Source organism: Streptococcus pseudopneumoniae (genome assembly GCF_001073085.1).
GTDB lineage: Bacteria > Bacillota > Bacilli > Lactobacillales > Streptococcaceae > Streptococcus > Streptococcus pseudopneumoniae_M.
Genome location: NZ_JVFV01000033.1, coordinates 1 through 26,519, shown reverse-complemented (window position 1 = coordinate 26,519; position 26,519 = coordinate 1). Strand labels below are relative to the sequence as shown.

The window sequence follows — 26,519 nt, the reverse complement described above, 5'->3', positions numbered from 1 at the left end:
AGGTGGGCTGTTCGATGTGATGAAATTTCAACTTAAATCGCAAACAAGTCATTCAAGTTTTCAGCCAAGGTTGGGTGAGTGAAGATTTGTTTTGTGAAGTAAGTGTATGGGATTTTGTTGTCCATAGCAACAGTAATAATGTTGATGATTTCTTGTGATCCTTCAGAGAAGATAGTTGCACCGAGAATTTCTTTAGTTTCAGTATTGACAACAGCTTTGAAGGCTCCACGAAGGTCTCCGTTTACGTGACCACGAGGCATAGCAGCGACAGGAATTTCCTTAACAGCATATGGAAGTTTCAAATCAGCTGCTTGGCTTTCAGTCAAACCAACTTGTGAAAGGGCAGGTGTGATAAACATAGTGTTTGGCACATTGAGGCGGTCTTCAAGTGTGTAGCTGCCATCACCAGCAAGGTAGCTGTAGACAACACGGAAGTCATCAAGTGAAATGTAAGTAAATTGAAGTCCACCATTGACATCTCCAACTGCAAAGACACCAGGAACATTTGTTTGACAATGTTTGTCTACTTTAATAGCCCCACGTTCAGTTAGTTGAATATCTGTATTTTCCAGTTGAAGTGGCTCTACGTTTGGTTTACGTCCAGTTGCGTAAAGAAGGACATCGAAACGGTAGGTTTCGTTTTCAGTTACGACAAGGACTTGGTCGCCATCATTTTTGATTTCAGTAGTACGGATATTTTGAAGCAATTCAATACCGTCTTCTTCCATGTATTGTTTAGCAAGAGCAGCGATGGAAGGTTCAGCGCGTGGTAAGAAAGTGTCCAAAGCATCTAAGACTGTTACCTTGCTGCCAAGTTTATTGTAAAGACCTGCAAATTCAAGACCGATATTACCACCACCGAGAATACCAAGTTTTTCTGGTAATTGTTCCAAGTTTTGGATACCAGTTGAATCAAAGACATTCTTACTAGTAGACAGTCCTGGAATAGGCAAAACGTTTGAAACAGCACCAGTGTTGATGACAATTGTTTCAGCAGTTAGTTCTTGTTTTTCATCACCAGCTTGAATTTCGATGACTTTATTGGATACAAAGTGAGCTTCAGCATCAAAGATATCTACGCCTGTACCAGCTACAGTAGCATAGTTTTTACCATTGAGGCGTGTAGTAACCGTATTTTTTGTTGCCATGACCTCGTCAAATGACAGGTCTTTTTCTGCAGCAACTAGCAAAGTTTTAGTTGGGATACAACCGATATTGATACAAGTACCGCCGTACATCGCCTTACTACGTTCGATAAGGGCAACTTTTTTACCAGCTGAAGCTAGTTTTCCAGCAAGCGTCTTACCAGCCTTACCAAATCCAATGACAATTAAATCGTATGTTAACATTTTTATTCCTCCTGTTCGATTTTCATTCTAGCACAAGAAAAAGACTTTTGCACAAATCTGCTACGGAAAATAGTTTCAGGAACCGAATGCTCTAACAAATACTTTTTGAGTGAAGCAAATCGAAAGAAAATCGTTTACATGATTTAATCGGGAGGTTAGACTATCTTTTGCCCCTCTCTTATGTTATACTAGATAGGTTGCAAAGAAAGCAGTACTTTTCTTTTGTGGAAAAGAAGCAACACGGTCTTTCATAAAAGATATGAAAGTACGTCATGACAAGAAAAGTATAAACTAAGCGCTATAGGATGGCTTCGCACCATCTTTAGAAAGAAGAATAACGTGAAATTTAATGAATTTAACCTTTCTGCTGATTTATTGGCAGAAATTGAAAAAGCAGGATTTGTAGAAGCAAGTCCTATCCAAGAGCAAACCATTCCTTTGGCTCTTGAAGGGAAAGATGTTATCGGACAAGCTCAAACCGGTACAGGGAAAACTGCAGCCTTTGGCTTGCCAACTCTTGAAAAAATTCGTACAGAAGAAGCAACTATCCAAGCTTTGGTGATTGCCCCAACTCGTGAACTTGCAGTTCAAAGCCAAGAAGAGCTTTTCCACTTTGGTCGAAGCAAAGGTGTAAAAGTTCGTTCTGTTTATGGTGGTTCAAGTATTGAAAAACAAATCAAGGCTCTTAAATCAGGAGCTCATATCGTAGTTGGAACGCCTGGTCGTCTCCTAGACTTGATTAAACGCAAGGCTTTGAAATTACATGATATTGAAACCTTGATTTTAGATGAAGCAGATGAGATGCTGAACATGGGATTCCTTGAAGACATCGAAGCAATTATCTCTCGTGTTCCAGAAAATCGTCAAACCTTGCTCTTTTCAGCGACTATGCCAGATGCTATTAAACGTATTGGTGTTCAGTTCATGAAAGAACCTGAGCATGTGAAGATTGCTGCTAAAGAATTAACAACAGAACTGGTAGACCAGTACTATATCCGTGTTAAGGAACAAGAAAAATTCGACACCATGACTCGTCTTATGGATGTTGATCAACCTGAGTTGTCAATCGTTTTTGGTCGTACCAAACGTCGTGTAGACGAGTTAACTCGTGGGCTTAAAATCCGTGGTTTCCGTGCAGAAGGTATTCATGGAGATTTGGATCAAAACAAACGTCTTCGTGTCCTTCGTGATTTTAAAAATGGTAACCTTGATGTCTTAGTTGCAACAGACGTTGCAGCACGTGGTTTGGATATTTCAGGTGTGACCCATGTCTACAACTACGATATTCCTCAAGATCCTGAGAGCTATGTTCACCGTATCGGCCGTACAGGTCGTGCTGGTAAATCAGGTCAGTCTATTACCTTCGTTTCACCTAATGAAATGGGTTACCTCCAAATCATCGAGAACTTGACAAAGAAACGTATGAAAGGTCTCAAACCTGCAAGTGCAGAAGAAGCCTTCCAAGCTAAGAAGCAAGTAGCTCTTAAGAAAATTGAACGTGATTTTGCAGATGAGACAATCCGTGGCAACTTTGAGAAGTTTGGCAAGGATGCTCGTCAATTAGCCTCAGAATTCAGCCCAGAAGAATTGGCTATGTATATCCTCAGCTTAACTGTTCAAGACCCAGATAGTCTTCCTGAGGTTGAGATTGCACGTGAAAAACCTTTACCATTTAAACCATCTGGTGGTGGCTTTGGTGGCAAAGGTAAGGGAGGTCGTCGTGGAGATGACCGTCACGATCGAGATCGCCGTCGCGACAATCGACGTGGTGAACGTCGAGATGACTTCAAAAAAGGCAGTCGCAAAAACGACCGCTTTGAGAAGGAAAAACGTTACCGTAAGGATAATAAAAAACCACGCAATACTTCAAGCGAGAAGAAAACTGGTTTTGTAATCCGTAACAAGGGTGATAAATAATAAAAAAAGCGGTTCACTGAGGTGGATCGCTTTTATATATAAGGAGACCGAGAGTCAAGAAAAGTTTCATACGAGAAAATAGATTTATATACTTGTTATCTTGTAATATTATATTATCAAAAATTTAGGGACCTGTCAATAAGAAAATTAAAAAAACTAGTAAAAATTTTCGAACAGTCATGAATTGCAATTCAATAAACAATTTTCAGATAATTATTGAAATAATGGTCATTTTATGATATAATGGAAGCGATTAAATACGAGGTGAAAAATGGCACATTTATTAGAAAAAACGAGAAAAATTACGTCTATCCTGAAGCGTGCAGAGGAGAAATTACAAGATGATCTTCCATATAATGCCATCACACGCCAATTAGCGGATATTATTGATTGCAACGCTTGTATCCTAAATAGTAAGGGACGTCTTTTAGGATATTTTATGCGCTACAAGACTAATAATGATCGTGTAGAGCAATTTTTCCAATCAAAAATTTTTCCTGAGGACTATATTCAAGGTGCAAATATGATTTACGATACAGAAGCAAATCTGACTGTAGATCACGAATTAAGCATCTTTCCAGTTGAGAGTCGTGCAGATTTCGCAGAAGGTTTGACAACCATTGCTCCAATCCATGTTTCTGGGATTCGTTTGGGATCTTTGATTATCTGGCGTAATGATAAGAAATTCGAAGATGAAGATTTGATTCTTGTTGAGATTGCTAGTACGGTGGTTGGTATTCAGCTTTTGAACTTCCAACGTGAAGAAGACGAGAAAAATATCCGTCGTCGTACAGCCGTAACGATGGCAGTCAACACCCTTTCTTACTCTGAGTTACGAGCAGTATCAGCTATTTTGGGTGAATTGAAAGGCAATGAAGGACAATTAACTGCGTCAGTCATTGCAGACCGTATTGGTATTACGCGTTCTGTGATTGTCAATGCCCTTCGAAAACTCGAATCAGCAGGAATTATTGAAAGTCGTTCACTGGGGATGAAGGGAACTTATCTTAAGGTCTTGATCCCAGATATCTTTGAAGAAGTGAAAAAGAGGGACTATTAATGGCTAAGGCTTTAATTTCGATTGACTATACAGAAGATTTTGTAGCGGATTATGGAAAATTGACAGCAGGAGCTCCTGCTCAAGCAATATCAGAAGCAATCAATCAGGTAACTAGATTAGCATTTGATCGTGGAGAGTATATTTTCTTTACCATTGATGCTCATGAGGAAAATGATGTCTTTCATCCAGAAAGTAAACTATTTCCCCCTCATAATCTGATTGGGACTAGCGGGCGTAATCTATATGGTAAGTTAGCTGAATTTTATCAGGAACAGGCCCAGGATAGTCGTGTTTTCTGGATGGACAAACGTCACTATTCAGCTTTTTCTGGCACAGATTTGGATATCCGTCTGAGAGAGCGTCGCGTGGCTACAGTCATCTTAACAGGTGTTCTTACAGATATCTGTGTATTGCATACGGCTATCGATGCCTATAATCTTGGGTATCAGATAGAAGTTGTCAAGCCAGCAGTCGCATCCATTTGGCCTGAAAACCATCAGTTTGCACTTGGACATTTTAAGAATACATTGGGAGCGAAACTCCTTGATGAAAACCTAATTGAAATCAAAGAATAATGTATTCAAAAAAACTGAAAAAAATCTGAAAAAAGTGTTGACAAAGTTTTTGAAAGTTGATATACTAGTAAAGTAATCGACGCGGGGATGGCGGAATTGGCAGACGCGCAGGACTAAGGATCCTGTGACCGCTTTAGGTCGTGAGGGTTCAAGTCCCTCTCTCCGCATAGGAAAAGAGTTAGCTTCGGCTAGCTCTTTATTTTTATATAAATAAGGGCAAAGATTTTGCTCTTTTTTTGTGATTTCATAAACATTTCATATTTGAATATTATAATGGTTTTACAAATATGGAGGTGCTATATGAATCCCACTCAAAGAGCTTGGGCTTACGTCAGCAGAAAACGACTGAGAAGTCTCATATTATTCTTGATTCTATTTGTCTTATTGGCTGGAATATCGGCTTGTCTGACGCTTATGAAGTCCAACAAAACAGTAGAAAATAATCTCTATCGCTCACTGAATACATCTTTTTCTATTAAAAGAATTGAGCCGGATCAGACTTTTCAATTGTCTCAACTAGATGACCTTAAAAACATAAAGGGGCTTGAGGAGATTTCTCCAGAGCTTGAAACAATAGCTAAGTTGACTGACAAAGAAGTGGTTACTGGAGAACAAAGTATCCAAAGGGATGATTTGACAGAGGCTGAAAAAAATCTTATCAGTTTGATTGCCTTAGAAGACTCTTCCAAGGATGTTTCTTTCACAAGTTCCGCCTTTACCCTTAAAGAAGGGAGACATATCGAAAAAGGGGATCGTAAAAAAATCTTAGTCCACGAAGCTTTAGCAAAGAAAAACAATCTAAAGCTAGGAGATCAGATAAGCTTAAATCCTGGTCAAGTAGAAGGAAATACTGGACAAAGGCTAGACTATGAAATCGTAGGTATTTTCTCAGGTCAGAAGCAAGGGAAATTCACTGGTCTTTCGTCAGATTTTAGTGAAAACACGGTCTATACAGACTACGAAAGTAGCCAAACTCTTCTTGGAAATAAGGAAGCTCAAGTTACTGCCGCTCGTTTCTATCTAGAAAATCCAAAAGATATGGATAGTATCATTCAAGAGGTTGAAAAGTTATCTCTGGAAAACCAAGGTTTCCAAGTCGAAAAGGAAAATAAGGCCTTTGAACAAATCAAGGATTCAGTTTCGACCTTCCAAACTTTCCTCAAAATTTTCCTCTATGGCATGATGATTGCTGGTGTAGGAGCGCTGGTCTTGGTCTTGTCACTTTGGTTACGAGAGCGAGTCTACGAGGTTGGTATTTTATTGGCACTAGGGAAGGGAAAAGGAGCAATCTTTAGCCAATTCTGCTTGGAAGTCATCATAGTTTCATTGGCAGCTATTCTGCCTGCATTTGTGGCTGGGAATGCCATCACTTCCTATCTCTTGAAGACTGTACTAGCAAGTGGCGATCAAGCCGTACTACAAGATACTCTGGCAAAAGCAACGAATCTTTCAACAAGTCTTCTATCATTTGGAGAATCTTATATTTTCCTACTTATAATTAGCTGCTTGTCAGTTGCACTTTGTTTCCTATTTTTATTTAGAAAATCACCTAAGGAAATTTTATCATCCATTAGTTAATAAAGGAGAAATCATGACTTTACTACAATTACAAGATCTTACTTATCGTTATAAAAACACTGCAGAAGCAGTCTTATATAAAATCAATTATGATTTTGAACCTGGCAAGTTCTATAGCATCATTGGAGAATCTGGAGCAGGGAAATCGACGCTCTTGTCTCTCTTAGCAGGACTTGATAGCCCAGTAGAAGGTGCTATTAAGTTTGAGGGAAAAGACATTCGTGAACAAGGTTATTCTTATCATCGCATGCACCATATCTCGCTAGTTTTCCAAAACTATAACTTGATTGATTATCTTTCTCCATTGGAAAATATCCGCTTGGTTAATAAAAAGGCTAGCAAGGATGCCCTTCTTGAACTTGGTTTAGATGAAAGTCAGATCAAGCGAAATGTTCTCCAATTATCAGGTGGACAGCAACAACGGGTTGCCATTGCTCGTAGCCTTGTATCTGAAGCACCAGTAATTTTAGCAGATGAACCAACAGGAAACCTAGATCCTAAGACTGCTGGAGATATCATCGATTTGCTCAAATCTCTTGCTGAGAAAACAGGCAAGTGTGTGATCGTTGTGACCCACAGCAAGGAAGTAGCACAGGCGTCAGATATTACACTTGAATTGAAGGACAAGAAACTGACTGAAACAAGAAAAAATAGTAACTAAAACTTTTAAACATATTAAAAACGGAAGTAAATCTAGAAAGGAATCTTATGTTACACAACGCATTTGCCTATGTCACAAGAAAATTTTTCAAGTCTATTGTGATCTTTCTTATCATTCTCTTGATGGCTAGTTTGAGTTTGGTCGGCTTGTCTATCAAGGGTGCGACAGCCAAGGCTTCTCAAGAAACCTTTAAAAATATCACCAATAGTTTCTCCATGCAAATCAACCGCAGGGTCAACCAAGGAACTCCACGTGGTGCGGGGAATATCAAGGGTGAAGATATTAAAAAAATTACTGAGAATAAGGCCATTGAATCCTACATTAAACGGATTAATGCTATCGGTGATTTGACAGGATTTGAACTAATTGAAACGCCTGAAACCAAGAAAAATCTAACGGCTGATCGAGCACAACGTTTTGGAAGTAGCTTGATGATAACAGGTGTAAATGACTCTTCTAAAGAAGACAAGTTTGTGTCAGGCTCTTACAAACTAGTCGAAGGTGAGCATTTAACAAACGATGACAAATACCAGATTCTCATGCACAAAGACTTGGCTGCTAAACATGGCTGGAAGGTAGGGGACAAGGTCAAACTTGACTCCAATATCTACGATGCAGATAATGAAAAAGGAGCCAAGGAAACAGTAGAAGTAACGATCAAAGGACTTTTTGATGGACACAACAAATCTGCTGTAACCTACTCACAAGAACTCTATGAGAATACAGCTATCACAGATATTCACACAGCTGCCCAACTCTATGGTTATACAGAAGATACAGCTATTTATGGAGATGCTACCTTCTTTGTAGCTGGAGATAAGAACCTAGATACTGTTATGCAAGAACTAGGGTCTATCAACGGCATCAACTGGAAGATGTATAGCTTGATTAAGAGTTCATCTAACTATCCTGCCCTCGAACAATCTATCTCAGGCATGTACAAGATGGCTAATCTCCTCTTCTGGGGAAGCTTGAGCTTCTCAGTTCTCCTGCTTGCTCTCTTACTGACACTATGGATTAACGCCCGTCGTAAAGAGGTTGGAATTCTCCTTTCAATTGGTCTAAAACAAGCAAGTATTCTAGGACAATTTATCACAGAAGCAGTTATGATTGCAATTCCAGCACTAATTTCAGCTTACTTCTTAGCTAACTATACTGCTCGTGCCATTGGAAATACAGTTCTTGCAAATGTCACATCAGATGTGGCTAAGCAAGCTAGTAAGGCAGCCCAAGCCTCTAATCTTGGTAGTGGTGCAGAAGTTGATGGCTTTAGCAAGACTCTTTCAAGTTTGGATATTTCCATTCAAGCTTCTGACTTTGCTATCATTTTTGTACTTGGATTAGTTCTAGTGGTACTAGTTATGGCACTTGCTTCAAGCAATCTCCTCTTTAAACAACCGAAAGAACTCTTGTTGGATAGTGAATAAAAAACCTGCTACCTATTCTCATTCAAATGAGATATAATATAGGTAGCATTTTTGATAGAAAAGGATTTATATGAAAATTCTAATTGTAGAAGATGAAGACATGATCCGTGAGGGGATTAGTGACTATTTGACGGATTGTGGCTATGAAACCATTCAGGCAGCAGATGGCCTTGAGGCCTTAGAACAATTTTCCAATCACCAAGTTGCCCTGGTTCTCCTAGATATTCAAATGCCAAAACTCAATGGTTTAGAGGTTTTGTCAGAAATCCGTAAAAGCAGCCAAGTTCCGGTCTTGATGTTGACAGCCTTTCAGGACGAAGAATATAAGATGAGTGCCTTTGCTGCATTAGCAGATGGTTATTTGGAAAAGCCTTTTTCTCTATCTTTGTTAAAAGTACGAGTGGATGCCATCTTTAAACGTTATTATGATACCGGTCGTATTTTTACCTATAGGGACACCGAGGTAGACTTTGACAGCTATAGCGCCAAAGTGGCTGGTCAAGAAGTGGCAGTGAATGCGAAAGAACTGGAAATTTTAGATTATCTGGTAAAAAATGAGGGTCGAGCCTTAACACGGTCGCAGATTATCGATGCTGTATGGAAGATGACAGATGAGGTTCCTTTTGACAGAGTGATCGATGTCTATATCAAGGAACTACGGAAAAAATTGGATTTAGACTGTATTCTTACCGTGCGTAATGTTGGTTATAAATTGGAGAGAAAATGAGACGTTCAGGTTTATTTAAAAAAATTTTTATCTATACCTTCTCGGTATTTTCTACCTTGGTCATTTGTTTGCATTTGGCCATCTATTTTCTCTTTCCTCCGATCTATCTCAGTCATCGTCAGGAGAGCATAGGGCAAAAGGCTACAGAAATTGCCCAGTCCCTCCAAGGTAAGGACAGTCAAGCTATTCAGGAAGTCCTTGAACTTTATTCTCAAAGCAGTGATATAAAGGGAGCTGTTAAGGGAGAGATGACTCAGGATAAGTTGGAGGTCAATGACAATCTTCCTCTGGATAGACAACGTCAAACTGCTTCTTTAGTTATTGAGGAAAGAGAAGTTCAAACTAAGGATGGTCAGACGATGACCTTGCAGTTTTTGGCTTCAATGGATTTGCAGAAAGAAGCAGAAGACATCAGTCTGCAATTTTTGCCTTATACTTTATTAGCGTCATTCATCATTTCGCTTCTCATCGCCTTTATCTATGCTAGAACCATTGTTGCTCCTATTTTGGAAATAAAACGAGTGACTCGACGGATGATGGATTTGGATGTGGAAGTGCGTTTGCGCGTGGATTCTAAGGATGAAATTGGCGATCTCAAAGAACAAATCAATAGCCTTTATCAGCATCTCTTGACTGTGATTGCAGATTTGCATGAGAAAAACGAGGCCATTCTCCAGCTGGAAAAGATGAAGGTTGAGTTTTTGCGAGGTGCTTCCCACGAACTGAAAACACCTCTAGCTAGCCTAAAGATTCTTCTGGAGAATATGAAAGCCAATATTGGACGCTATAAAGATCGTGACTATTATCTGGGAGTTTCTTTGGGTATTGTTGATGATTTGAGTCATCACGTTCAGCAAATCTTATCCCTTTCTTCAGTGCAGGAGTTGCGAGATAAGAAGGAAGTAATCAACCTTCTTGAAATGACAGATTTTCTCTTAAAGGATTATGATTTATTAGCCAAAGAGAGAGAAATCTTAGTCGTGAATCAACTGACTGACCAACAAACATATCTAAATCCTTCGGTACTCAAGCTGATTCTTTCCAATCTTATCAGTAATGCTGTGAAACACTCTGTTCAAGGTGGTTATCTAAAAATTGGGGCAAAAGATAGTTGGATGTTTATAGAGAACGCCTGTACACCTGAGGAGCAAGGTAAGTTTGAACAATCCTTCACGTCCTCTAGTCGACAAAGCAAGGGAGCTGGTTTGGGACTCTTCGTCGTCAAAAGTTTATTGGAAAACGAAGAAATTAACTATCGCTTTGAAAGACATGATGATCACTTGGTATTTTATATGAACTTGCCTAAGAACAAGGAGTAGAGCAAGTGGGAAAAGGTTTACATATCTGAAAATAGAAGAAATTCAATCGAAACCACGGGAAAAACTAGCTTTTTTTGTGAAAAAGTGATAAAATGAACAATGTAAATGGGATGTCCCATAAAAATATACAGGAGGCCTGATAAAATGGCAATCGTTTCAGCAGAAAAATTTGTCCAAGCAGCTCGTGACAACGGTTATGCAGTTGGTGGATTTAACACAAACAACCTTGAGTGGACTCAAGCTATCTTGCGTGCAGCAGAAGCTAAGAAAGCTCCAGTACTTATCCAAACTTCTATGGGTGCTGCTAAATACATGGGTGGTTACAAAGTATGTAAAGCCCTTATTGAAAACCTTGTAGAATCAATGGGTATTACTGTACCAGTTGCTATTCACCTTGACCATGGTCACTACGACGATGCTCTTGAATGTATCGAAGCTGGTTACACTTCAATCATGTTTGACGGTTCACACCTTCCAGTTGAAGAAAACCTTAAATTGGCTAAAGATGTCGTTGAAAAAGCACATGCTAAAGGTATCTCAGTAGAAGCTGAAGTTGGTACTATCGGTGGTGAAGAAGACGGTATCATCGGTGACGGTGAATTGGCACCAATCGAAGATGCTAAAGCAATGGTTGCTACAGGAATCGACTTCTTGGCTGCAGGTATCGGTAACATCCACGGTCCTTACCCAGCAAACTGGAAAGGTCTTCACCTTGACCACTTGCAAAAATTGACTGAAGCTGTTCCAGGATTCCCAATCGTATTGCACGGTGGATCAGGTATCCCTGATGATCAAATCCAAGCAGCGATCAAACTTGGTGTTGCGAAAGTTAACGTTAACACTGAATGCCAAATCGCATTTGCAAATGCTACTCGTCAATTCGTACGTGAATACGATGCAAACGAAGCAGAATACGACAAGAAGAAACTCTTCGACCCACGTAAATTCTTGAAACCAGGTTTCGAAGCAATTACAGCAGCTGTTGAAGAACGTATCGACGTATTCGGTTCAGAAGGTAAAGCTTAATTAGGCTATAGATAGAAAATCTCGCTACGGCGGGATTTTTCTTGTATAATGAATCTAGGAAATGTCATACGGAGGCAATGAAAAGATGAACTTCAAAGAGAGAATATTTAGTGTTGTCATTGATCGGCCGGTGGGGTTTGAAGATTCTTTTGGGAATGTCTATCCGATTAACTATGGCTACATACCTGAACTGATGGGGGGAGATGGCGAAGAGCAAGATGTTTATATTGTTTCCCATGATCAGCAACAGCCTCTGGAAGTCTTTACTGGAAAGTTGGTTGCTATCATTCGACGTCGTGATGATATAGAAGACAAGTGGGTTTTAGCACCCTTGGATGAGAAGGTTAATAAAGGTTTGATTGCAGAGCAGACCTATTTTATGGAGCAGTATTTTGATTCTTGGATTGAAATGGTGGAGGAGAATAATGATTTAAGTAAGGGAGGTTATAAATAAGGATGAAAAATCTTTTCTTACGGCAGAAATTCTAACTGATTTGCAAAGTTGTTTGGAATTCATGAAACCTCCGGAGCATATATTGATGACTCTTTAATTGCAGTTTTAGCTACACTAGGTTCATTTGGAAAGCTTGTTGACATTGGAGTGCTAGCGATTATAGGTTTTTCGATGTTTAGGTGTGAGAAGATTACAGTACTTGTGAAAGGAAAAATAGCCATGATATTCGATCAGTCCTTGCAAGCCTACGTTCATGAAGTAGATGATGTTCTTGTAGCTTGGGAAGAAAAACCAAGTGGAAATTATGAGGTGGAAGCTTAGTTGCTTGCAGCTAATTACCATAAAAATAGATCTCGTATTCTTGCTTTTATACTGCCTCATTTACAAGAATTTTATGGGTATTTCACAGATGAAGAAGCTACTGAAAAGTTGGGTAAACCCATCATCGAGCCAGAAAGACAAACCGTTACTTTCTGCAATCAAACTTTTGATGATATTCATATCTTTTCTTTTGACTATCAGGGGCAGGCATTTGAGAGCCTGGAGAATTTTGCCATTGATGGTTAAGGTCTTTTTTGAGTTTTAAAAAGAAGGAGAGAGACTGATGAGTACTGCTGATTTTGTCTTTATTGAGAGTAAAAACCCCATATTCCTAGATTTACAAGCCTTTTGTACTTCTTTGAGAGAAAAATTCCCAGGTATTTTGATCAGAGAAAGGACTAATCCTGAAAAAGCTTACTCGCTTTCTTGGGATTATCAAAGTCCTCAGCTTACTTTGGAAAGTTCACTGAGTAGCAAGAAAAATGTTTTTGTGATTGATTACTTTGATTCAACGAACAGGTTACAAGATTATGCCTCCTATATCATCTGGCTTCGGAAATGGTTTCCACCTGAAGAGAAAGCTTCCTTTTGTGATGAAGGATATGAGTATGTGTTTGAACTTCCTAGTGATTTATCTCAAAAGGAGTTGGAAAACTACTTACGAACAAGGTTTGATGAGTGAAGAAGAAGTTCGAAAACGAATAATGATATGGAAAAGTTGAAAAGGAGAATCAGATGCTTACTAAAGATGATATGTTAGTTGCTTTGCATGATGCAATTACTGAAGACCAAGAATTTGAGTTGGCAGACGAGATTGTAGATGCCATGGAGGCTTACCCTCAACCCTTTGATTTGGTTGACCCCGTCTTAGACTTTATTTCCAAGCATCCAGAAGTAGATTTTGGGGCTCCAGGTGAGTTGGTTCACTTTTTGGAGCGATTTTATCATCAAGGCTATGAGGAATTATTGATGGAGTCAGTTCTAAAAAGTCCAACTGTGCATAACATCTGGATGCTTCATCGATGCTATAATGACAATGATCCAAATCTAGTCCGGCAGATTCAGACTTTGGTTGGAGAACTGAAGAAGGATAAGACTCTTGATTCACAAGTAAGAAGCATGATTGAAGCCTTAACTTGGTAGAGGGAGGTGATGCAGCATCACCTTTTTATCTTTTCTTAGGGATAAAAATTTTCGATATAAATTAGCACTTGTTTTCCTTAGATATTTGCACTATAATAGGGTGTTATTCGGGCTTTCTTTCCTTATGTTGAAAAAGAAGGCAGGTTTTTGTGTATCTTAAGTAAACTATTAAACCAGAATTTCTGATTCAAAAGTATTATTTTAAGAGAGAAATCTCTAATTTCATAATCTATAAGCAAACGCTTGCATTCCTTTTTTTATTGAATTATAATAGGTTGGTATAAATCCTTCTGTAATAATATTGAGAAGGTTTAGAAAGTAAGGATTTAGAATATTTGTAGTCAAAAATACAATGTTGTTTCTTACGATAGGGAGATAGATATGACAATGATAGAAGTGCAACATCTTCAGAAAAATTTTGTGAAGACAGTTAAGGAGCCGGGCTTGAAGGGAGCTTTGCGCTCCTTTATTCATCCTGAAAAGCAGACTTTTGAAGCGGTCAAGGATTTAACTTTTGAAGTTCCAAAAGGGCAGATTTTAGGATTTATCGGGGCAAATGGTGCTGGGAAGTCAACCACCATCAAAATGCTGACAGGGATTTTAAAACCGACATCTGGTTTTTGTCGGATTAACGGCAAGATTCCACAGGACAATCGCCAAGATTATGTCAAGGATATTGGAGTAGTCTTTGGACAACGCACCCAGCTATGGTGGGATCTGGCCCTACAAGAGACTTATACGGTCTTAAAAGAAATTTACGATGTGCCAGACTCGCTCTTCCATAAGCGCATGGAATTTTTGAATGAAGTTTTGGATTTGAAGGATTTTATCAAGGATCCTGTGCGGACTCTTTCACTGGGTCAACGGATGCGGGCGGATATTGCGGCTTCCTTGCTTCACAATCCCAAGGTTCTCTTTTTAGATGAGCCGACCATTGGCTTGGACGTTTCGGTCAAGGATAACATTCGTCGAGCAATTACCCAAATCAATCAAGAGGAAGAAACTACTATTCTCTTGACCACTCACGACTTGAGCGACATTGAGCAACTCTGTGATCGGATTTTTATGATTGATAAGGGGCAGGAGATTTTTGATGGGACGGTGAGTCAGCTCAAGGAAACCTTTGGCAAGATGAAGACTCTCTCCTTCGATCTGACGCCAGGTCAAAGTCATCTCGTCTCTCATTATGAAGGCTTACCTGATATATCCATTGATAGACAAGGAAATAACCTGACTATTGAATTTGATAGTTCCCGCTACCAATCAGCCGATATTATCAAGCAAACCTTATCTGATTTTGAAGTCCGTGATTTGAAGATGGTGGATACAGATATTGAAGATATTATCCGTCGCTTCTATCGAAAGGAGCTCTAAGATGGTCAAATTGTGGAGACGTTATAAACCCTTTATCAATGCAGGGATTCAGGAGTTGATTACCTATCGAGTGAATTTTCTTCTTTATCGGATTGGCGATGTCATGGGGGCTTTTGTGGCCTTTTATCTCTGGAAGGCTGTCTTTGATTCCTCGCAAGAGCCTTTGATTCAGGGCTTCAGTATGGCGGATATCACCCTCTATATCATCATGAGTTTTGTGACTAATTTATTAACTGAGTCAGATAGCTCCTTTATGATCGGTGATGAGGTAAAAGATGGCTCTATTATCATGCGCTTATTAAGACCAGTACATTTTGCGGCCTCTTATCTTTTCACCGAGCTTGGTTCCAAGTGGTTGATTTTTATCTCTGTTGGACTGCCATTTTTAAGTGTCATTGTTTTGATGAAAATCTTATCTGGGCAAGGTATTGTAGAAGTACTGGGATTAACGATTCTTTATCTCTTTAGCTTAACTCTGGCTTATCTGATTAACTTTTTCTTTAATATCTGTTTTGGTTTTTCAGCATTTGTGTTTAAAAATTTATGGGGTTCTCAAGTATTTAAGGCTTCACTAGTATCCTTTATGTCTGGAAGTCTGATTCCTTTGGCTTTTTTTCCAAAGGTGGTTTCAGATATTCTCTCCTTCTTGCCATTTTCATCCTTAATTTACACTCCGGTCATGATCATTGTTGGGAAATACGATACCAGTCAGATTCTTCAAGCACTTTTGCTTCAGCTTTTCTGGCTTATAGTGATGGTGGGCTTGTCTCAGTTGATTTGGAAACGAGTTCAGTCATTTATCACCATTCAGGGAGGTTAGTATGAAAAAATATCAACGCATGCATCTGATTTTTATCAGACAGTACATCAAGCAAATCATGGAATACAAGGTAGATTTTGTGGTTGGTGTGTTGGGAGTCTTTCTGACTCAAGGCCTGAACCTCTTGTTTCTTAATGTACTCTTTCAACACATCCCCTCGCTAGAAGGTTGGACCTTTCAAGAGATTGCCTTTATTTATGGATTTTCCTTGATTCCCAAGGGATTGGATCATCTCTTTTTTGATAATCTCTGGGCACTGGGGCAGCGCTTGGTACGAAAGGGAGAGTTTGACAAGTATCTGACTCGTCCTATCAATCCTCTCTTTCATATCCTCGTTGAGACCTTTCAGATTGATGCCTTGGGTGAACTTTTGGTCGGTGGAATTTTACTAGCGACAACGGCGACTAGCATTGCTTGGACTCTTCCCAAATTCCTGTTTTTCCTAGTCTGTATTCCTTTTGCAACCTTGATTTATACTTCCTTGAAAATTGCAACAGCCAGCATCGCTTTTTGGACCAAGCAGTCAGGTGCCATGATTTACATTTTCTATATGTTTAATGATTTTGCCAAGTACCCGATTTCCATTTACAATTCGCTCCTTCGTTGGTTAATTAGCTTTATTGTACCTTTTGCCTTTACGGCCTACTATCCTGCCAGCTATTTCTTGCAGGGCAAGGATGGACTCTTTAATATTGGTGGTTTGATTCTGATTTCTCTTATCTTCTTTTGCCTCTCTCTGAAACTCTGGGATAGGGGATTAGACGCTTACGAAAGTGCAGGTTCGTAAGAGCTAAAGTAAGACTAAAATCAAGAAAGGAACTTATGATGCTTGTTATTAAAGAAGTTAAGGATGAAGAGCAAAAAATGGCAGTTGTCGCTGAGGTTTTAAAGGATTTGCCAGAATGGTTTGGAATTCCAGAAAGTACGCAAGCCTATATCGAAGGTGCCAAGGACTTGCAAGTGTGGGCCGCCTTTCAGGAGAGTGATTTGCTTGGCTTTGTAAGCTTATCCTATTCTAGTGAAGATTGTGCAGAGATTGATTGTCTCGGTGTAAAAAAAGCTTATCAAGGTAGAGGAATTGGTAGTCAGTTACTTGCTACTTTAGAAAGTGAAGCACGCAAAAACGTTGATTATTTACAAGTGAAAACAGTAGCAGAAGGCTCTAATAAAGATTATGATCGAACAAATGTCTTTTATCGCAGACTTGGCTTTAAAAAACTAGAGATTTTTCCACAACTGTGGGGACCCCAAAATCCTTGTCAGATTTTGATTAAAAAGATAGATTAAGAATCCCTTGACATCCTTCCTTATAGTGCTATACTATAAGTGGATTCGCCGATTTAGCTCAGTTGGTAGAGCACCGCACTCGTAACGCGAAGGTCACAGGTTCGAACCCTGCAATCGGCATTTTAAGAAAAGTAAAGAAAGACAAAGAAAATTCATTTTGTTTGTTTATAGGCAATCATCACAATTTAGTTTTTTAAAATAGGTTAGTATATTTTGAATTTTTGACCAAAAATTATATTTTGTCAATGGCTAGAGAATAAAATGGATCATGAAAATGTCTTTGATTTATAGTAGTGTTAAAAAAGGACTTCCTTTATTGGAATGTCCTTATTTTTATTATGGAATTGACAAATGAGTTTAAGGTTCAGATCTATGAACTCAGAAAGCAAGTATAAAGATTCAAACAAGTTTCAAAAAATTTTGTGTTGATTTTTCTAGACTAAAGTACACGACAAAATTAATTGATCGTTATTTAATATAGAGTTTTAAAAATGTGAAGAATCGATACTATTCCACTGAATTAAAACAAGAAATAATCAACAAGAGTCTATGTAATAACAAATATATTAAAAATAAAAAGATTTAGTTCAGTGTAATGCAGAACCAAATCTTATAGATAAATTATTTTTCTAATTTTTTAGAATTACATCTTTAAACGATATTATTTAACAATTATATTGTTAGATCTGGCTTAAATCTCTGGTTTAATTTATTTATTGTAATACTGTCATTATATTTCTTAAATATTCTCATAGCTTTAGAACATTCTTTTTTACCTAACTCTATTTAATTAGTTTTTATAAGATAAATACCTCTTAGAAAGAGCAAATAATTCTTTTTAAAACAATATCCTTGCCTAGTAAGTAAATTTTCTAAATCATCAATAAAAACATGTTCTTAGTCCTAGTAAGTGGACTATTCTTGATAGAGCTAAACTGTGCCATTGTTTTTATAGGTATGTATGGACTTTATCTTTTCTTTACAGAGACTGAACTTTACACGGAAGATTTGGCACAGAATGGTCTGATCAGTTTTACAGGATTTTATGCGGTATTTAATCTATCCTTACTTTTATGTGGTGTTTTGAAAATCATTAGTTGGACAAGAAGATTAAAAAGTATCTGAGCAAGAGATTGTTCAGCTACTTTTTAATTGGGCACTATAAAAATTTTTCTCGAAAATAAGAAACTTGCACGATTTACTCATTACTTAGCCAATACTAGAGTTTATACTAGTTACTGTAAAGATGATCATCTAAAAGAAGGAAGGAGGCAACCTTATGGCTAAAAATACAAGTCGTCCAGAGATTGATTCTCTAAGTTTCGAGGTTGAAAACCAAGAACTTTCCGGGGAATCAGGAGCTAGTGGTGCATAGCTTTTAAAATGACACTAGCAGGTCGCTGTGGATTGTGTTTCACCTGTTCCTATGAGTGTACGACAAATAATGTTCGTTGTTAGATAAAACAAAAGGAAAATTCTAGTATTTTATTACAAAACTTTGACAACGCTTTGATTTGGTGTTATATTTACGAGGAGAAATACAAATGAAACAAGACCATTTTGAGATTGATTCTTTGGATTATGAAATTAATAGCCAAGAGTTAAATATTAAATATACTGCTGGGTGAGGTACGACTGTTAGATTAACAGTACAAGGTCGCTGTGGTTGGTGGTTTACATATTCTTCTGAATGTACTTCGCCAAACGTGCGCTGTGGATAAAACTACCTCTATTTTTTGATAGGAGAATAAAATGGAAGGAATTATTGGAACACTAGAATTCTATGCACCTGTACTGGTCTTAGGAGTTATTGTCATAGGGATTGTTTACTTTATGAAAAAAAGAAACGATCGCAAATAATCAACATCGACCGATACCTGAAAAAGGTATCGGTTTTTTATAACTTGAATATATTGCACAAAATACTCATGGAAAACCTTGAAAGAAACCGTATAATGAGAGAGTAATAAAGAAACGGAGGAATGAAATGATGAAACAGCTTATTGTGACAGGATTAACGAAAACATTTGGTCAAGGGGATAATATCGTTCATGCTTTATTAGATGTGAACTTGTCCGTTGAAAAAGGTGAATTTCTGGCAATTATGGGTGCCAGTGGTAGTGGAAAAACAACACTCCTCAACTGTATTTCAACGATTGATAAACCAACATCAGGTGAGATTCGATTTGAAGATTTTGACATCATCCATGCCAAGGAAAATGAACTAGCTGACTATCGTGCTAAAAACATTTCCTATATTTTTCAAGCCTACAACTTGGTGGAAACCTTGACGGTCTATGAAAATATCATTCTACCTCTTCAAATTCAGGGGAAAAATATCAAAAAAAATCAGGATAAGATTGAGGAAATTTTGGATAAGTTGGCCATTCAAAACTTAAAAGATAAGTTTCCTAATCAGTTATCAGGTGGCCAGCGACAACGTGTGGCAACTGCTAGAGCCTTGATTGATGATTCTAAACTGATTATCGCAGATGAGCCGACAGGAGCCTTGGACTCTGCCAATTCTGAAAAACTGATGGCACTTTTGCAGGAAATCAATAAAAGTTTTGGTATTACCATTTTACTGGTTACGCATGACCCTGCCGCAGCCAAGTACTCTTCACGGATGGTGCTACTTAGCGATGGAAAGATTATGGATGATTTGGAACGTAACAGCTTATCTAATGAACAGTATTTGCAAGAGATTTACAGCCGTACCAGATAGGAGGAAGAGAGTATGTATCCAAAATTAATTTTACGAAATGTATTTCGAAATTTACAGACTTACACCATCTACTTTTTCAGTCTAACCTTGATTTATAGCTTGCTCTATGCTTTTAATGCTTTACCAAGCCATCCAGTGATGCAAAGTTTATCAGGGGCAAAGGAAATGTTAACGACGGTGATGAGTCAGTACATGGGCTTGCTTTCCTATCTGATTCTATCGGCGATTGCCTTTCTCGTCGTTTATTCCACAAACTTTGTCCTGGGACGGCGTAAGAAAGAGCTGGGACTTTATGCAACGCTGGGAATGAAGAAGAAGCAGATTATCCGTACCCTGTTCTTTGAAACCATGCTGGTCAATATCTTTTCCTTGATTCTAGGTTTCTTGCTTGGCTTGATTTTACTGGTCATTCTATCTAAGGTTGCATCTGAGTTTTTTATGGCCAATTACTTTGGTAGTCTGCTTTTTTTTGATAGCAAGTCTGTCATCTTACTAGTTTATTCCTATTTGGTAACCAGTTTTATTGTTGGTGTCATGGACATTCTTACCTTTAGAAAGCAAAATATCATTGCACTCATTCAAGAAAATGGGATCAAGAAATCTGTCTTGGCAAAAGGCAAGCCAGTTCTTCAAGCACTTCTCTTTATTCTTTCGACAGCTGTTATCGGTTTTGGTGCTCTCTATTTTTCAGACTATCACCATCTATCATTCTTGAAAAGCTGGGGTATCTTGCTGGTATCTGTCTTCGTGATTTTTGTGATTTTATTTTACAATACCTTGAGCCATTTTATCTTGGTTTCCCTTAGAAAACTGCCTCAAACCTACTATAACAAATTAAACACTTTTAAAATCCGTCAATTTTCAAAACAAGCTGATAGTAATTCGGTCACGTTGGCTGTCTTATCCTTGACCTTGACACTGGCTCTCAGCTTACTAGTTTTTAGTGGTAGTGCCTATACGACTATGAACCGAGAGCTGAACAAATACTCACCTTATGATGTAACTGTCAATCTCTATCGTGGTCAGGAGTTCCAGTTTTCTCAGGAATCTGTCAAAGACAGATTAAAAGCAGATGGATTTGACTTTAACCTCATCAAAGAGGAGTACAGCTATCCTATCTATTCTAGTGATTTAATCTATAAAGATTTGATTGATACTAGCAATCTCTGGGCGCATGATAAGGAACTTCCTGAATCAAAAGTACCGATTTTAGGAATTTCTGCCTACAATCATCTCCGCAAACTGCAAGGGGAAAAAGCGGTTGACTTGGCAGATAACCAATTTCTGGTCAATGCTAACTATAAAGGAACTGCCAAGCAGATTCAGGACTTTCTATTAACGACAAAAAACCTCATGATTAACGGTTATTCTCTTAATCTTGCGTCTTCAAAGCCACTTGAAACAGTTTACTTTTTATCGTCAGTGGGTACAAATGACACAGGAACCTTAATTGTACCAGATAGGGTAGTAGTTGGATTGACGGAAGACCACACGACCTATGTTGCCAATTTCAAAGAAAATATCGACAAACGGAAAGTAGAAACATTCTTAAGTCAGTGGATAGAAAAATACTACTTCACTCGTGATGGAGCAGAGTTGAATCCGTTCACCTATCAAACCAAAGGAAGAATTTTTGAGATTTATCTTGGATTTATGGGCGTCATTGTCTTTGTCATGATTTTTGTCAGTGTTATTTTTATCATTATTTCCCTCAGTATCTTGTCCCTTCAAACTTCTACAAGTGCTTTGGATAGTGTCAATGATTATCAAATCTTATATCTTCTTGGGAATAAGAGGAAGCAAAATCGCTCTATTCTTTTGCAACAGATTCTAAGTTATTTCTTGGTTCCGCTGGTCATCGCGGGTCCGCTAGCATTTGCCTTGAGTACCGCTCTTTTGGGCTATTTTGAGAATTTCGCTAATACCAGCATTTCTATTGATATCACCTATCTGGGAGTAGCGGTTTTACTCTTTGTCCTTTACTTGCTAGTGACTTACAGAGTAAGTTGGCAAATTATTGAAAATTAAGTCAAATACCAGAGTTGCCTATCCTGCAATTCTGGTATTGTGTTATAATAATATTAAAGTAGTTCAGGAAGTAGATACATATGAAACAGTTTGTCAAATTGTTCTCGAAAAACTCACTTTTATTGTGGTGGTTGACGATTTTGAATCATCTAGCTTTAATGATTTATATTTATCATAGGATCCCTCTGGACTTTTCGACAGATTTTTCCTTGCAGATGGTTTTATTGCTGATTATTGCTTTAATTGTATTTAGCTATATTTGTAATATTGTGACCTTTCGGTATAGTGAGTTGAAACTTTGGTTGCTCCTGATGATGTTTCTCATTAGCTGGCAATCCATATATAATCAAGGAGTTGCGAGCACCCTGTTGCACTTTTTTGATATTCTTCATCCGCTCAACTCTTTTTTATTGGTGTATAGTTCTCTGTCTATTATCTTTCTGGGAGAGAAAATAGGAGAAGAACTGTTGAGTGTGTCCTTTGTGTTGACACTAATCACCATTAGTTCGTATCTGTTAAGTCCTTCAATTTTTCTATTTCTGTCCTTGTTTGCGTCTTTCTTTTTAAACCTTGTTCCCTTGATTTTACTGATTTTATATCATAAAGAGTTGAAAAGTAAACTCAAGTATCAGAGACGAAATTTGTGGATATTAGCTTTGATATTGCCTCTTTCTTATTTCTTTTTGTATATCAATACGACGGGCTCAGGAGTGATGAATCTAGTCTGGTATCTAGAAATTCTTGGTATCTTAGCTTTTTTACACTTCAAAACGATTGTCAGCTCTCTTCAAAAAAAGGTATCAGAGTTGAAATTGTCCTATATAAAAGCTTTTTCACACTTGTTTTTACTGGTTATGTTTTTGTTAGTAGGTATTTTCATCATCTTTCGTCTAGACTTAAACACGAGCTTTTTGGTCTTGAATATCGTGTTACTATTGTTCGGGATTTGTTCGGAAGAATTGATTCGCCTCTTTCGTTCTGCTGAAATGCTAGATTCTAGGGATTATGTAAAAGTTCTCTTTTTAAAGCGTAACCGTATGGTGAAAAATCTGCTAGCAAATGAAGATACAGAACAACAGTTCTCCGAATTTCTTCACAATGAAATCCTGCAAAATGTGATGGCAATAAAAAATTTCAATAAATATAGTAGCAATCAAGCTTTTGGTGAACAGATCAATCTGGTAACAGAGGAGTTAGTTCAGCGGATTCGTGAGCGGATGGATTATTATCAGCCAATGGTAGAAACAGACGAGCAGTTAGACATCCAGTATCAAGGGCTGATTAATCGGATTGTCAAACGCTATCACGCAGAAAATGAAGTCGTCACACAGTTTCCTGCCCACTTTAGGCTTTTATCTCCTTACGATAAAATTGCCTATCGTCTGGTTGAGGAGTTGGCGACCAATGCCGTTAAGTACGCTAGTGGTGGAAGGATTTCTTTGAAGATTGATGTGCATGATGACGCTGTTTTTATCATTTCTGAAAATGACTGCCTTCAAACAGAAAAATCCTTAGGTTATGGCTTGAAAAATATGTCTAATAAAATTAGTGTTTTAGGTGGTCAAATGCAGATTTTTGAAAATAATAAGAAATTTCGTGTAGAAATTACTCTCCCGATTGATAAGGAGTTGTGTTATGAAAATTTTGTTAATTGATGATCATAAATTATTTAGCCAAAGTATCAAGATGATTTTAGAGTTATCGGAAAACATTAAAAAGGTCCAGTTAGTGGATAATTTTTCGACTATTTCGGAGATTGCTTTTAATGACTACGACATTATTTTGATTGACATCAACCTGACGAGTCTGTATCAAGATGATGGGCTGACCTTGGCACAAGAGATTATCGACAATGGTTGTTCTAGTAAGGTTGTGATTTTGACAGGTTACAGTAAAAAAATGTATGAACACCGAGCTAAAGTTATGGGGGCTTATGGCTTTCTGGACAAAAGTATGGACCCAGATGAGTTGGTGAAAAAACTGGAAAAGATTTATATAGGTGGTAAGGTTTTTTCAGATGAAGTGATGGTAGAGGTGCTAACACCACGAGAAATCGAGATACTAGAACTGGTTAGAAATGGCTTGACCATTGATGATGTCTGTGACAAGGTCTATGTGAGTAAACGTACAGTTTCCAATCACTTGGCCAATATCTTTTCAAAATTGGGAGTGACTAACAGGCAGGAGGCGATTCATATCGCTGAGCAGTTGGGTTATTTTCCACCAGATTAGAAAGCTGCAGAAGATGTAGCTTTTTTAATTTATTTACAAAAATTTCACATATTACTCATTCTAATAAACGGTATATTTGATAATCTATTAGTAATTAAGGAGAAAATCATTATGTTTATGGTATCTGAAAAATGGTTTGTATAAAAAACTTTATCAGACGGATTACTAATTTTGTAAGTTATATTGGCCACCTTCGGATGGCATTTTTACTTCTGTGATACTTTTTTCGGCATTTTAGAAATGTAAAGAAAGACAAAGAAAATTCAAAATGTTTAATTGAAGGCAATTATCACAAGTTCATTTTTAAAAATAATTTAGTATTTTTTATCTCGCCCCTAACGGAGCGAGACGGAATGAAAGTCACATAAAGAAAAAGGCTGGATAATCCAACCTTCTCTATTTATTCAGCTAAGAGAACTTCTTTAATCGTTTGTTTTTTGAGTTTTCTGTTGGATAGATAAAAGAGGCTTTCATAAACCACAGCAAAACCGATCAAAGTCCAGAAGCAAACATTCCCATCAAAGTGATGCTCAATCTTTTCAGGAACCGTATCTTTGATCACACCGATCAAGATTTCCATGATACTGTACTGATAAGCCGTCCCAAGAACAAATCCTAGATAGGCCCAGAAACGATAGGGAGATAGGATATGACCTTGGCATTCACGATCTGTGTAGCCAAAAGCCTTCATAAGAGCCAAGGTTTCGCGACTTTCTGAGACGACAATCCCCAATGACAAAAAGAGAATAGAGAAAGAAAGGATCAAGCCAATCATGATCATCATGGTTTGGATGATGTCATCTGTGTAGTCCCTTAGGCCAAAGGACAATTGAACCATGGCCGCGAAACACATGGAGCCAAAGACCACAAAAAACAGGATCGATTTTCTCCCCCAAATCAGCGACGAAGACAGCTCTTTTAGGAAGGATTTTTCTTTCTTAGGAGCACTTTTTTTCCTTTTGACCTTAATCGGTGTTGGGGATTTTTTCAATAGGCGAAGGGCCGGAGTTTGTAGTTGTCTTCTAGCATAGCCAATTGCAAGAACCATAAAGAAAGTCGTTGGCAGTATCACTAAAGCGACCAAGAGCTGCCAGTGAAAATGAATGGTAATTTCTGGCAAAATCCCCCTCTCATTGCGAAAGTCATAAAAATGTCCCATCATGAGAAAGGAAGCTAAATAGCCAAGAAGCGCTCCAACTCCAAAACTTAGTCCAAAAGCCCAAAATCGTTTAGCCAACTGGCCATTGCTATAACCCAAGGCCTTTAAAATTCCTAATTGTTCCTTGTGGTCATCGACAAATTGTTTGATATAAAAACACATGAGAAGGATCGATGTTAAGGACAAGACAACCCCACTGACCATGGCCACCATCCAGGAAAGCGAAACCTGGGCATCATAGTAGGTCTGAATCATCGGATTGGTTTTAGAAATCTCCAACTGCTCGATATCCAGGTAAAAATTCAAGAAGAGATTGGCCACAAATACGGCACAGGCCCCAATAATACTGACGACAACTAATTTTCGAATATCTTTTACTGAAAACATGGCTTACCATCCAATCTCATAGGCAGTCTGAGGCTGATCATTGGTCACAACTTCGGTGATATTGCCGCTATTGACACGAATGATGGTTCTGGCCATATCCGCAATATTTTGGTTGTGCGTCACCATGATGAGGGTAAAACCAAGCTTTTTCTTTAACTTCCAGATATAGTCGAGAATCTTGCGCCCCGTTTCTTCATCCAGGGCTCCCGTCGGCTCATCTAAGAAAAGAATCTCTGGCTTTTTGGCCAAGGCCCGAGCAATGGAGACTCTCTGTTGTTCCCCACCTGACAATTCACTCGGATACTTGTCCAGCTTATCGCCAAGTCCCAAATCCTCGATAATCTGCAAAAAATCATGATTGTCTGCCAGGTCAGCTCCCATCTTTACATTCTGTCTGACCGTTATATTCGGCAATAGATAATACTGCTGGAAAATAAAGGCAATCTTCTCACGTCTAAAGGCTGTCAATTGAGCATCCGTGAGTTGTGATAAATCTTGTGCTTGAATGAGGATATGCCCCTCGTCTACCTTCTCTAATCCTGACAATACGTTTAAGAGAGTTGACTTGCCTGATCCAGAAGGACCTAGGATAACTACATCATCCTGGTCTTGAATCTGCAAATCAATCCCTTTTAAGACCTTAGTCTGGCCGTAACTTTTGTGAACATTTTCTAGTTGAATCATTTCTTTCCTACCATTTCTTTGATGAGCGATTGACAAACCTCTGTCAGTAATCCAATTACTTCTTCCATGCTGAATTGATAAATACCAGAAGCAACCATAGAGGCCATCCCGTGTGAGTAGATAAATAGATGCTGGTACAAGCGACTAGCCTCCTCTACAGTCAAAGGATAGTCTGCGACAATCGAATCCAGAACCAATTGGTAACTATGATCCTTCATGGGAAGAAAATCTTGAAAGCGACGAATCGGATCTTTGCTAGGATTTTG

The 26,519-nt window shown here is 38.2% G+C and carries 25 protein-coding genes, 2 tRNA genes and 1 pseudogene; 24 read left to right on the top strand and 4 right to left on the bottom strand.

From position 1 onward, the window contains the following. Positions 1 to 32 precede the first annotated feature (32 nt). Positions 33 to 1,349 (bottom strand): FAD-containing oxidoreductase, encoded by a 1,317-nt coding sequence (locus ADH90_RS07160; RefSeq protein WP_049530621.1) that lies wholly within the window; start codon positions 1,347 to 1,349, stop codon positions 33 to 35. Between the two features lie 339 nt (positions 1,350 to 1,688). Between ADH90_RS07160 and ADH90_RS07155 the strand changes: the two genes are divergently transcribed. The 24 genes from ADH90_RS07155 (at position 1,689) to ADH90_RS07035 (ending at position 24,023) form a co-directional block, all read left to right on the top strand. Further along, a complete protein-coding gene (locus ADH90_RS07155; RefSeq protein WP_049530619.1) occupies positions 1,689 to 3,266 on the top strand; it encodes a DEAD/DEAH box helicase in 1,578 nt (525 codons plus the stop codon). 271 nt (positions 3,267 to 3,537) lie between these two features. Continuing rightward, positions 3,538 to 4,326 (top strand): GTP-sensing pleiotropic transcriptional regulator CodY, encoded by a 789-nt coding sequence (codY, locus tag ADH90_RS07150; protein ID WP_000940719.1) that lies wholly within the window; start codon positions 3,538 to 3,540, stop codon positions 4,324 to 4,326. Then, positions 4,326 to 4,901 (top strand): cysteine hydrolase family protein, encoded by a 576-nt coding sequence (locus tag ADH90_RS07145; RefSeq protein ID WP_049530618.1) that lies wholly within the window; start codon positions 4,326 to 4,328, stop codon positions 4,899 to 4,901. Before codY ends, ADH90_RS07145 begins: the two co-directional genes overlap by 1 nt. Positions 4,902 to 4,982: 81 nt before the next feature. After that, positions 4,983 to 5,068: transfer RNA gene (locus ADH90_RS07140), tRNA-Leu, on the top strand. Between the two features lie 133 nt (positions 5,069 to 5,201). Next, positions 5,202 to 6,479, top strand: a complete 1,278-nt coding sequence (locus ADH90_RS07135; RefSeq protein WP_049530617.1) for an ABC transporter permease — start codon at positions 5,202 to 5,204, stop codon at positions 6,477 to 6,479. Between the two features lie 13 nt (positions 6,480 to 6,492). Continuing rightward, on the top strand, positions 6,493 to 7,140 hold the full coding sequence (vex2, locus tag ADH90_RS07130) for an ABC transporter ATP-binding subunit Vex2 (RefSeq protein ID WP_049530616.1): 648 nt from the start codon (positions 6,493 to 6,495) through the stop codon (positions 7,138 to 7,140). A gap of 47 nt (positions 7,141 to 7,187) precedes the next feature. Next, positions 7,188 to 8,567 (top strand): ABC transporter permease subunit Vex3, encoded by a 1,380-nt coding sequence (vex3, locus tag ADH90_RS07125; RefSeq protein ID WP_049530615.1) that lies wholly within the window; start codon positions 7,188 to 7,190, stop codon positions 8,565 to 8,567. A 70-nt stretch (positions 8,568 to 8,637) separates the two neighbouring features. Further along, positions 8,638 to 9,294 (top strand): response regulator transcription factor VncR, encoded by a 657-nt coding sequence (vncR, locus tag ADH90_RS07120; protein ID WP_006151546.1) that lies wholly within the window; start codon positions 8,638 to 8,640, stop codon positions 9,292 to 9,294. Beyond that, positions 9,291 to 10,613, top strand: coding sequence for a sensor histidine kinase VncS (gene vncS, locus ADH90_RS07115; protein WP_049530613.1), 1,323 nt, complete (start codon positions 9,291 to 9,293; stop codon positions 10,611 to 10,613). Before vncR ends, vncS begins: the two co-directional genes overlap by 4 nt. Positions 10,614 to 10,757: 144 nt before the next feature. Next, complete coding sequence (locus ADH90_RS07110) at positions 10,758 to 11,639, top strand: class II fructose-bisphosphate aldolase (RefSeq protein WP_003004573.1); 882 nt, start codon at positions 10,758 to 10,760, stop codon at positions 11,637 to 11,639. Positions 11,640 to 11,700: 61 nt separating this feature from the next. After that, positions 11,701 to 12,093, top strand: a complete 393-nt coding sequence (locus ADH90_RS07105) for an inorganic diphosphatase (RefSeq protein ID WP_342666707.1) — start codon at positions 11,701 to 11,703, stop codon at positions 12,091 to 12,093. Positions 12,094 to 12,414: 321 nt separating this feature from the next. Then, positions 12,415 to 12,660, top strand: a complete 246-nt coding sequence (locus ADH90_RS07100) for a hypothetical protein (protein WP_239681999.1) — start codon at positions 12,415 to 12,417, stop codon at positions 12,658 to 12,660. Between the two features lie 37 nt (positions 12,661 to 12,697). Further along, positions 12,698 to 13,096, top strand: coding sequence for a hypothetical protein (locus ADH90_RS07095; protein ID WP_049530611.1), 399 nt, complete (start codon positions 12,698 to 12,700; stop codon positions 13,094 to 13,096). Between the two features lie 53 nt (positions 13,097 to 13,149). Further along, entirely contained in the window at positions 13,150 to 13,557 is a 408-nt protein-coding gene (locus tag ADH90_RS07090; RefSeq protein ID WP_049530610.1) for a hypothetical protein, read from the top strand. A gap of 381 nt (positions 13,558 to 13,938) precedes the next feature. Continuing rightward, a complete protein-coding gene (locus ADH90_RS07085; protein WP_049530609.1) occupies positions 13,939 to 14,931 on the top strand; it encodes an ABC transporter ATP-binding protein in 993 nt (330 codons plus the stop codon). 1 nt (position 14,932) lies between these two features. Further along, a complete protein-coding gene (locus ADH90_RS07080; RefSeq protein ID WP_049530608.1) occupies positions 14,933 to 15,751 on the top strand; it encodes an ABC transporter permease in 819 nt (272 codons plus the stop codon). A gap of 1 nt (position 15,752) precedes the next feature. Continuing rightward, positions 15,753 to 16,538 carry an ABC transporter permease gene (locus ADH90_RS07075; RefSeq protein WP_049530606.1) on the top strand — a complete coding sequence of 262 codons (786 nt, stop codon included), beginning with the start codon at positions 15,753 to 15,755 and terminating at the stop codon, positions 16,536 to 16,538. Between the two features lie 38 nt (positions 16,539 to 16,576). Next, positions 16,577 to 17,038: a GNAT family N-acetyltransferase gene (locus ADH90_RS07070; protein WP_000960221.1), complete on the top strand. Its 462-nt coding sequence runs from the start codon at positions 16,577 to 16,579 to the stop codon at positions 17,036 to 17,038. A gap of 47 nt (positions 17,039 to 17,085) precedes the next feature. Next, positions 17,086 to 17,158, top strand: a tRNA-Thr gene (locus ADH90_RS07065). A gap of 771 nt (positions 17,159 to 17,929) precedes the next feature. Continuing rightward, positions 17,930 to 18,163 (top strand): DUF5966 family protein, encoded by a 234-nt coding sequence (locus tag ADH90_RS11635; RefSeq protein ID WP_414717260.1) that lies wholly within the window; start codon positions 17,930 to 17,932, stop codon positions 18,161 to 18,163. Positions 18,164 to 19,028: 865 nt separating this feature from the next. Beyond that, positions 19,029 to 19,763 (top strand): ABC transporter ATP-binding protein, encoded by a 735-nt coding sequence (locus tag ADH90_RS07050; protein WP_049530702.1) that lies wholly within the window; start codon positions 19,029 to 19,031, stop codon positions 19,761 to 19,763. A gap of 12 nt (positions 19,764 to 19,775) precedes the next feature. After that, entirely contained in the window at positions 19,776 to 21,791 is a 2,016-nt protein-coding gene (locus ADH90_RS07045; protein WP_049530605.1) for an FtsX-like permease family protein, read from the top strand. 713 nt (positions 21,792 to 22,504) lie between these two features. Then, complete coding sequence (locus ADH90_RS11625) at positions 22,505 to 23,446, top strand: ATP-binding protein (protein WP_239681998.1); 942 nt, start codon at positions 22,505 to 22,507, stop codon at positions 23,444 to 23,446. Then, entirely contained in the window at positions 23,427 to 24,023 is a 597-nt protein-coding gene (locus ADH90_RS07035; RefSeq protein ID WP_000698197.1) for a response regulator transcription factor, read from the top strand. Before ADH90_RS11625 ends, ADH90_RS07035 begins: the two co-directional genes overlap by 20 nt. Positions 24,024 to 24,423: 400 nt before the next feature. Here ADH90_RS07035 and ADH90_RS07030 read toward each other — a convergent pair whose 3' ends face one another. The 3 genes and pseudogenes from ADH90_RS07030 to ADH90_RS07020 form a co-directional block, all read right to left on the bottom strand. After that, a complete protein-coding gene (locus ADH90_RS07030; RefSeq protein ID WP_049530603.1) occupies positions 24,424 to 25,569 on the bottom strand; it encodes an FtsX-like permease family protein in 1,146 nt (381 codons plus the stop codon). A gap of 3 nt (positions 25,570 to 25,572) precedes the next feature. Beyond that, on the bottom strand, positions 25,573 to 26,253 hold the full coding sequence (locus ADH90_RS07025) for an ABC transporter ATP-binding protein (protein ID WP_049530093.1): 681 nt from the start codon (positions 26,251 to 26,253) through the stop codon (positions 25,573 to 25,575). Continuing rightward, positions 26,250 to 26,519 (bottom strand): annotated as a pseudogene (locus ADH90_RS07020) (TetR family transcriptional regulator); the annotation flags it as partial. The gene ADH90_RS07025 and the pseudogene ADH90_RS07020, both read right to left, overlap by 4 nt.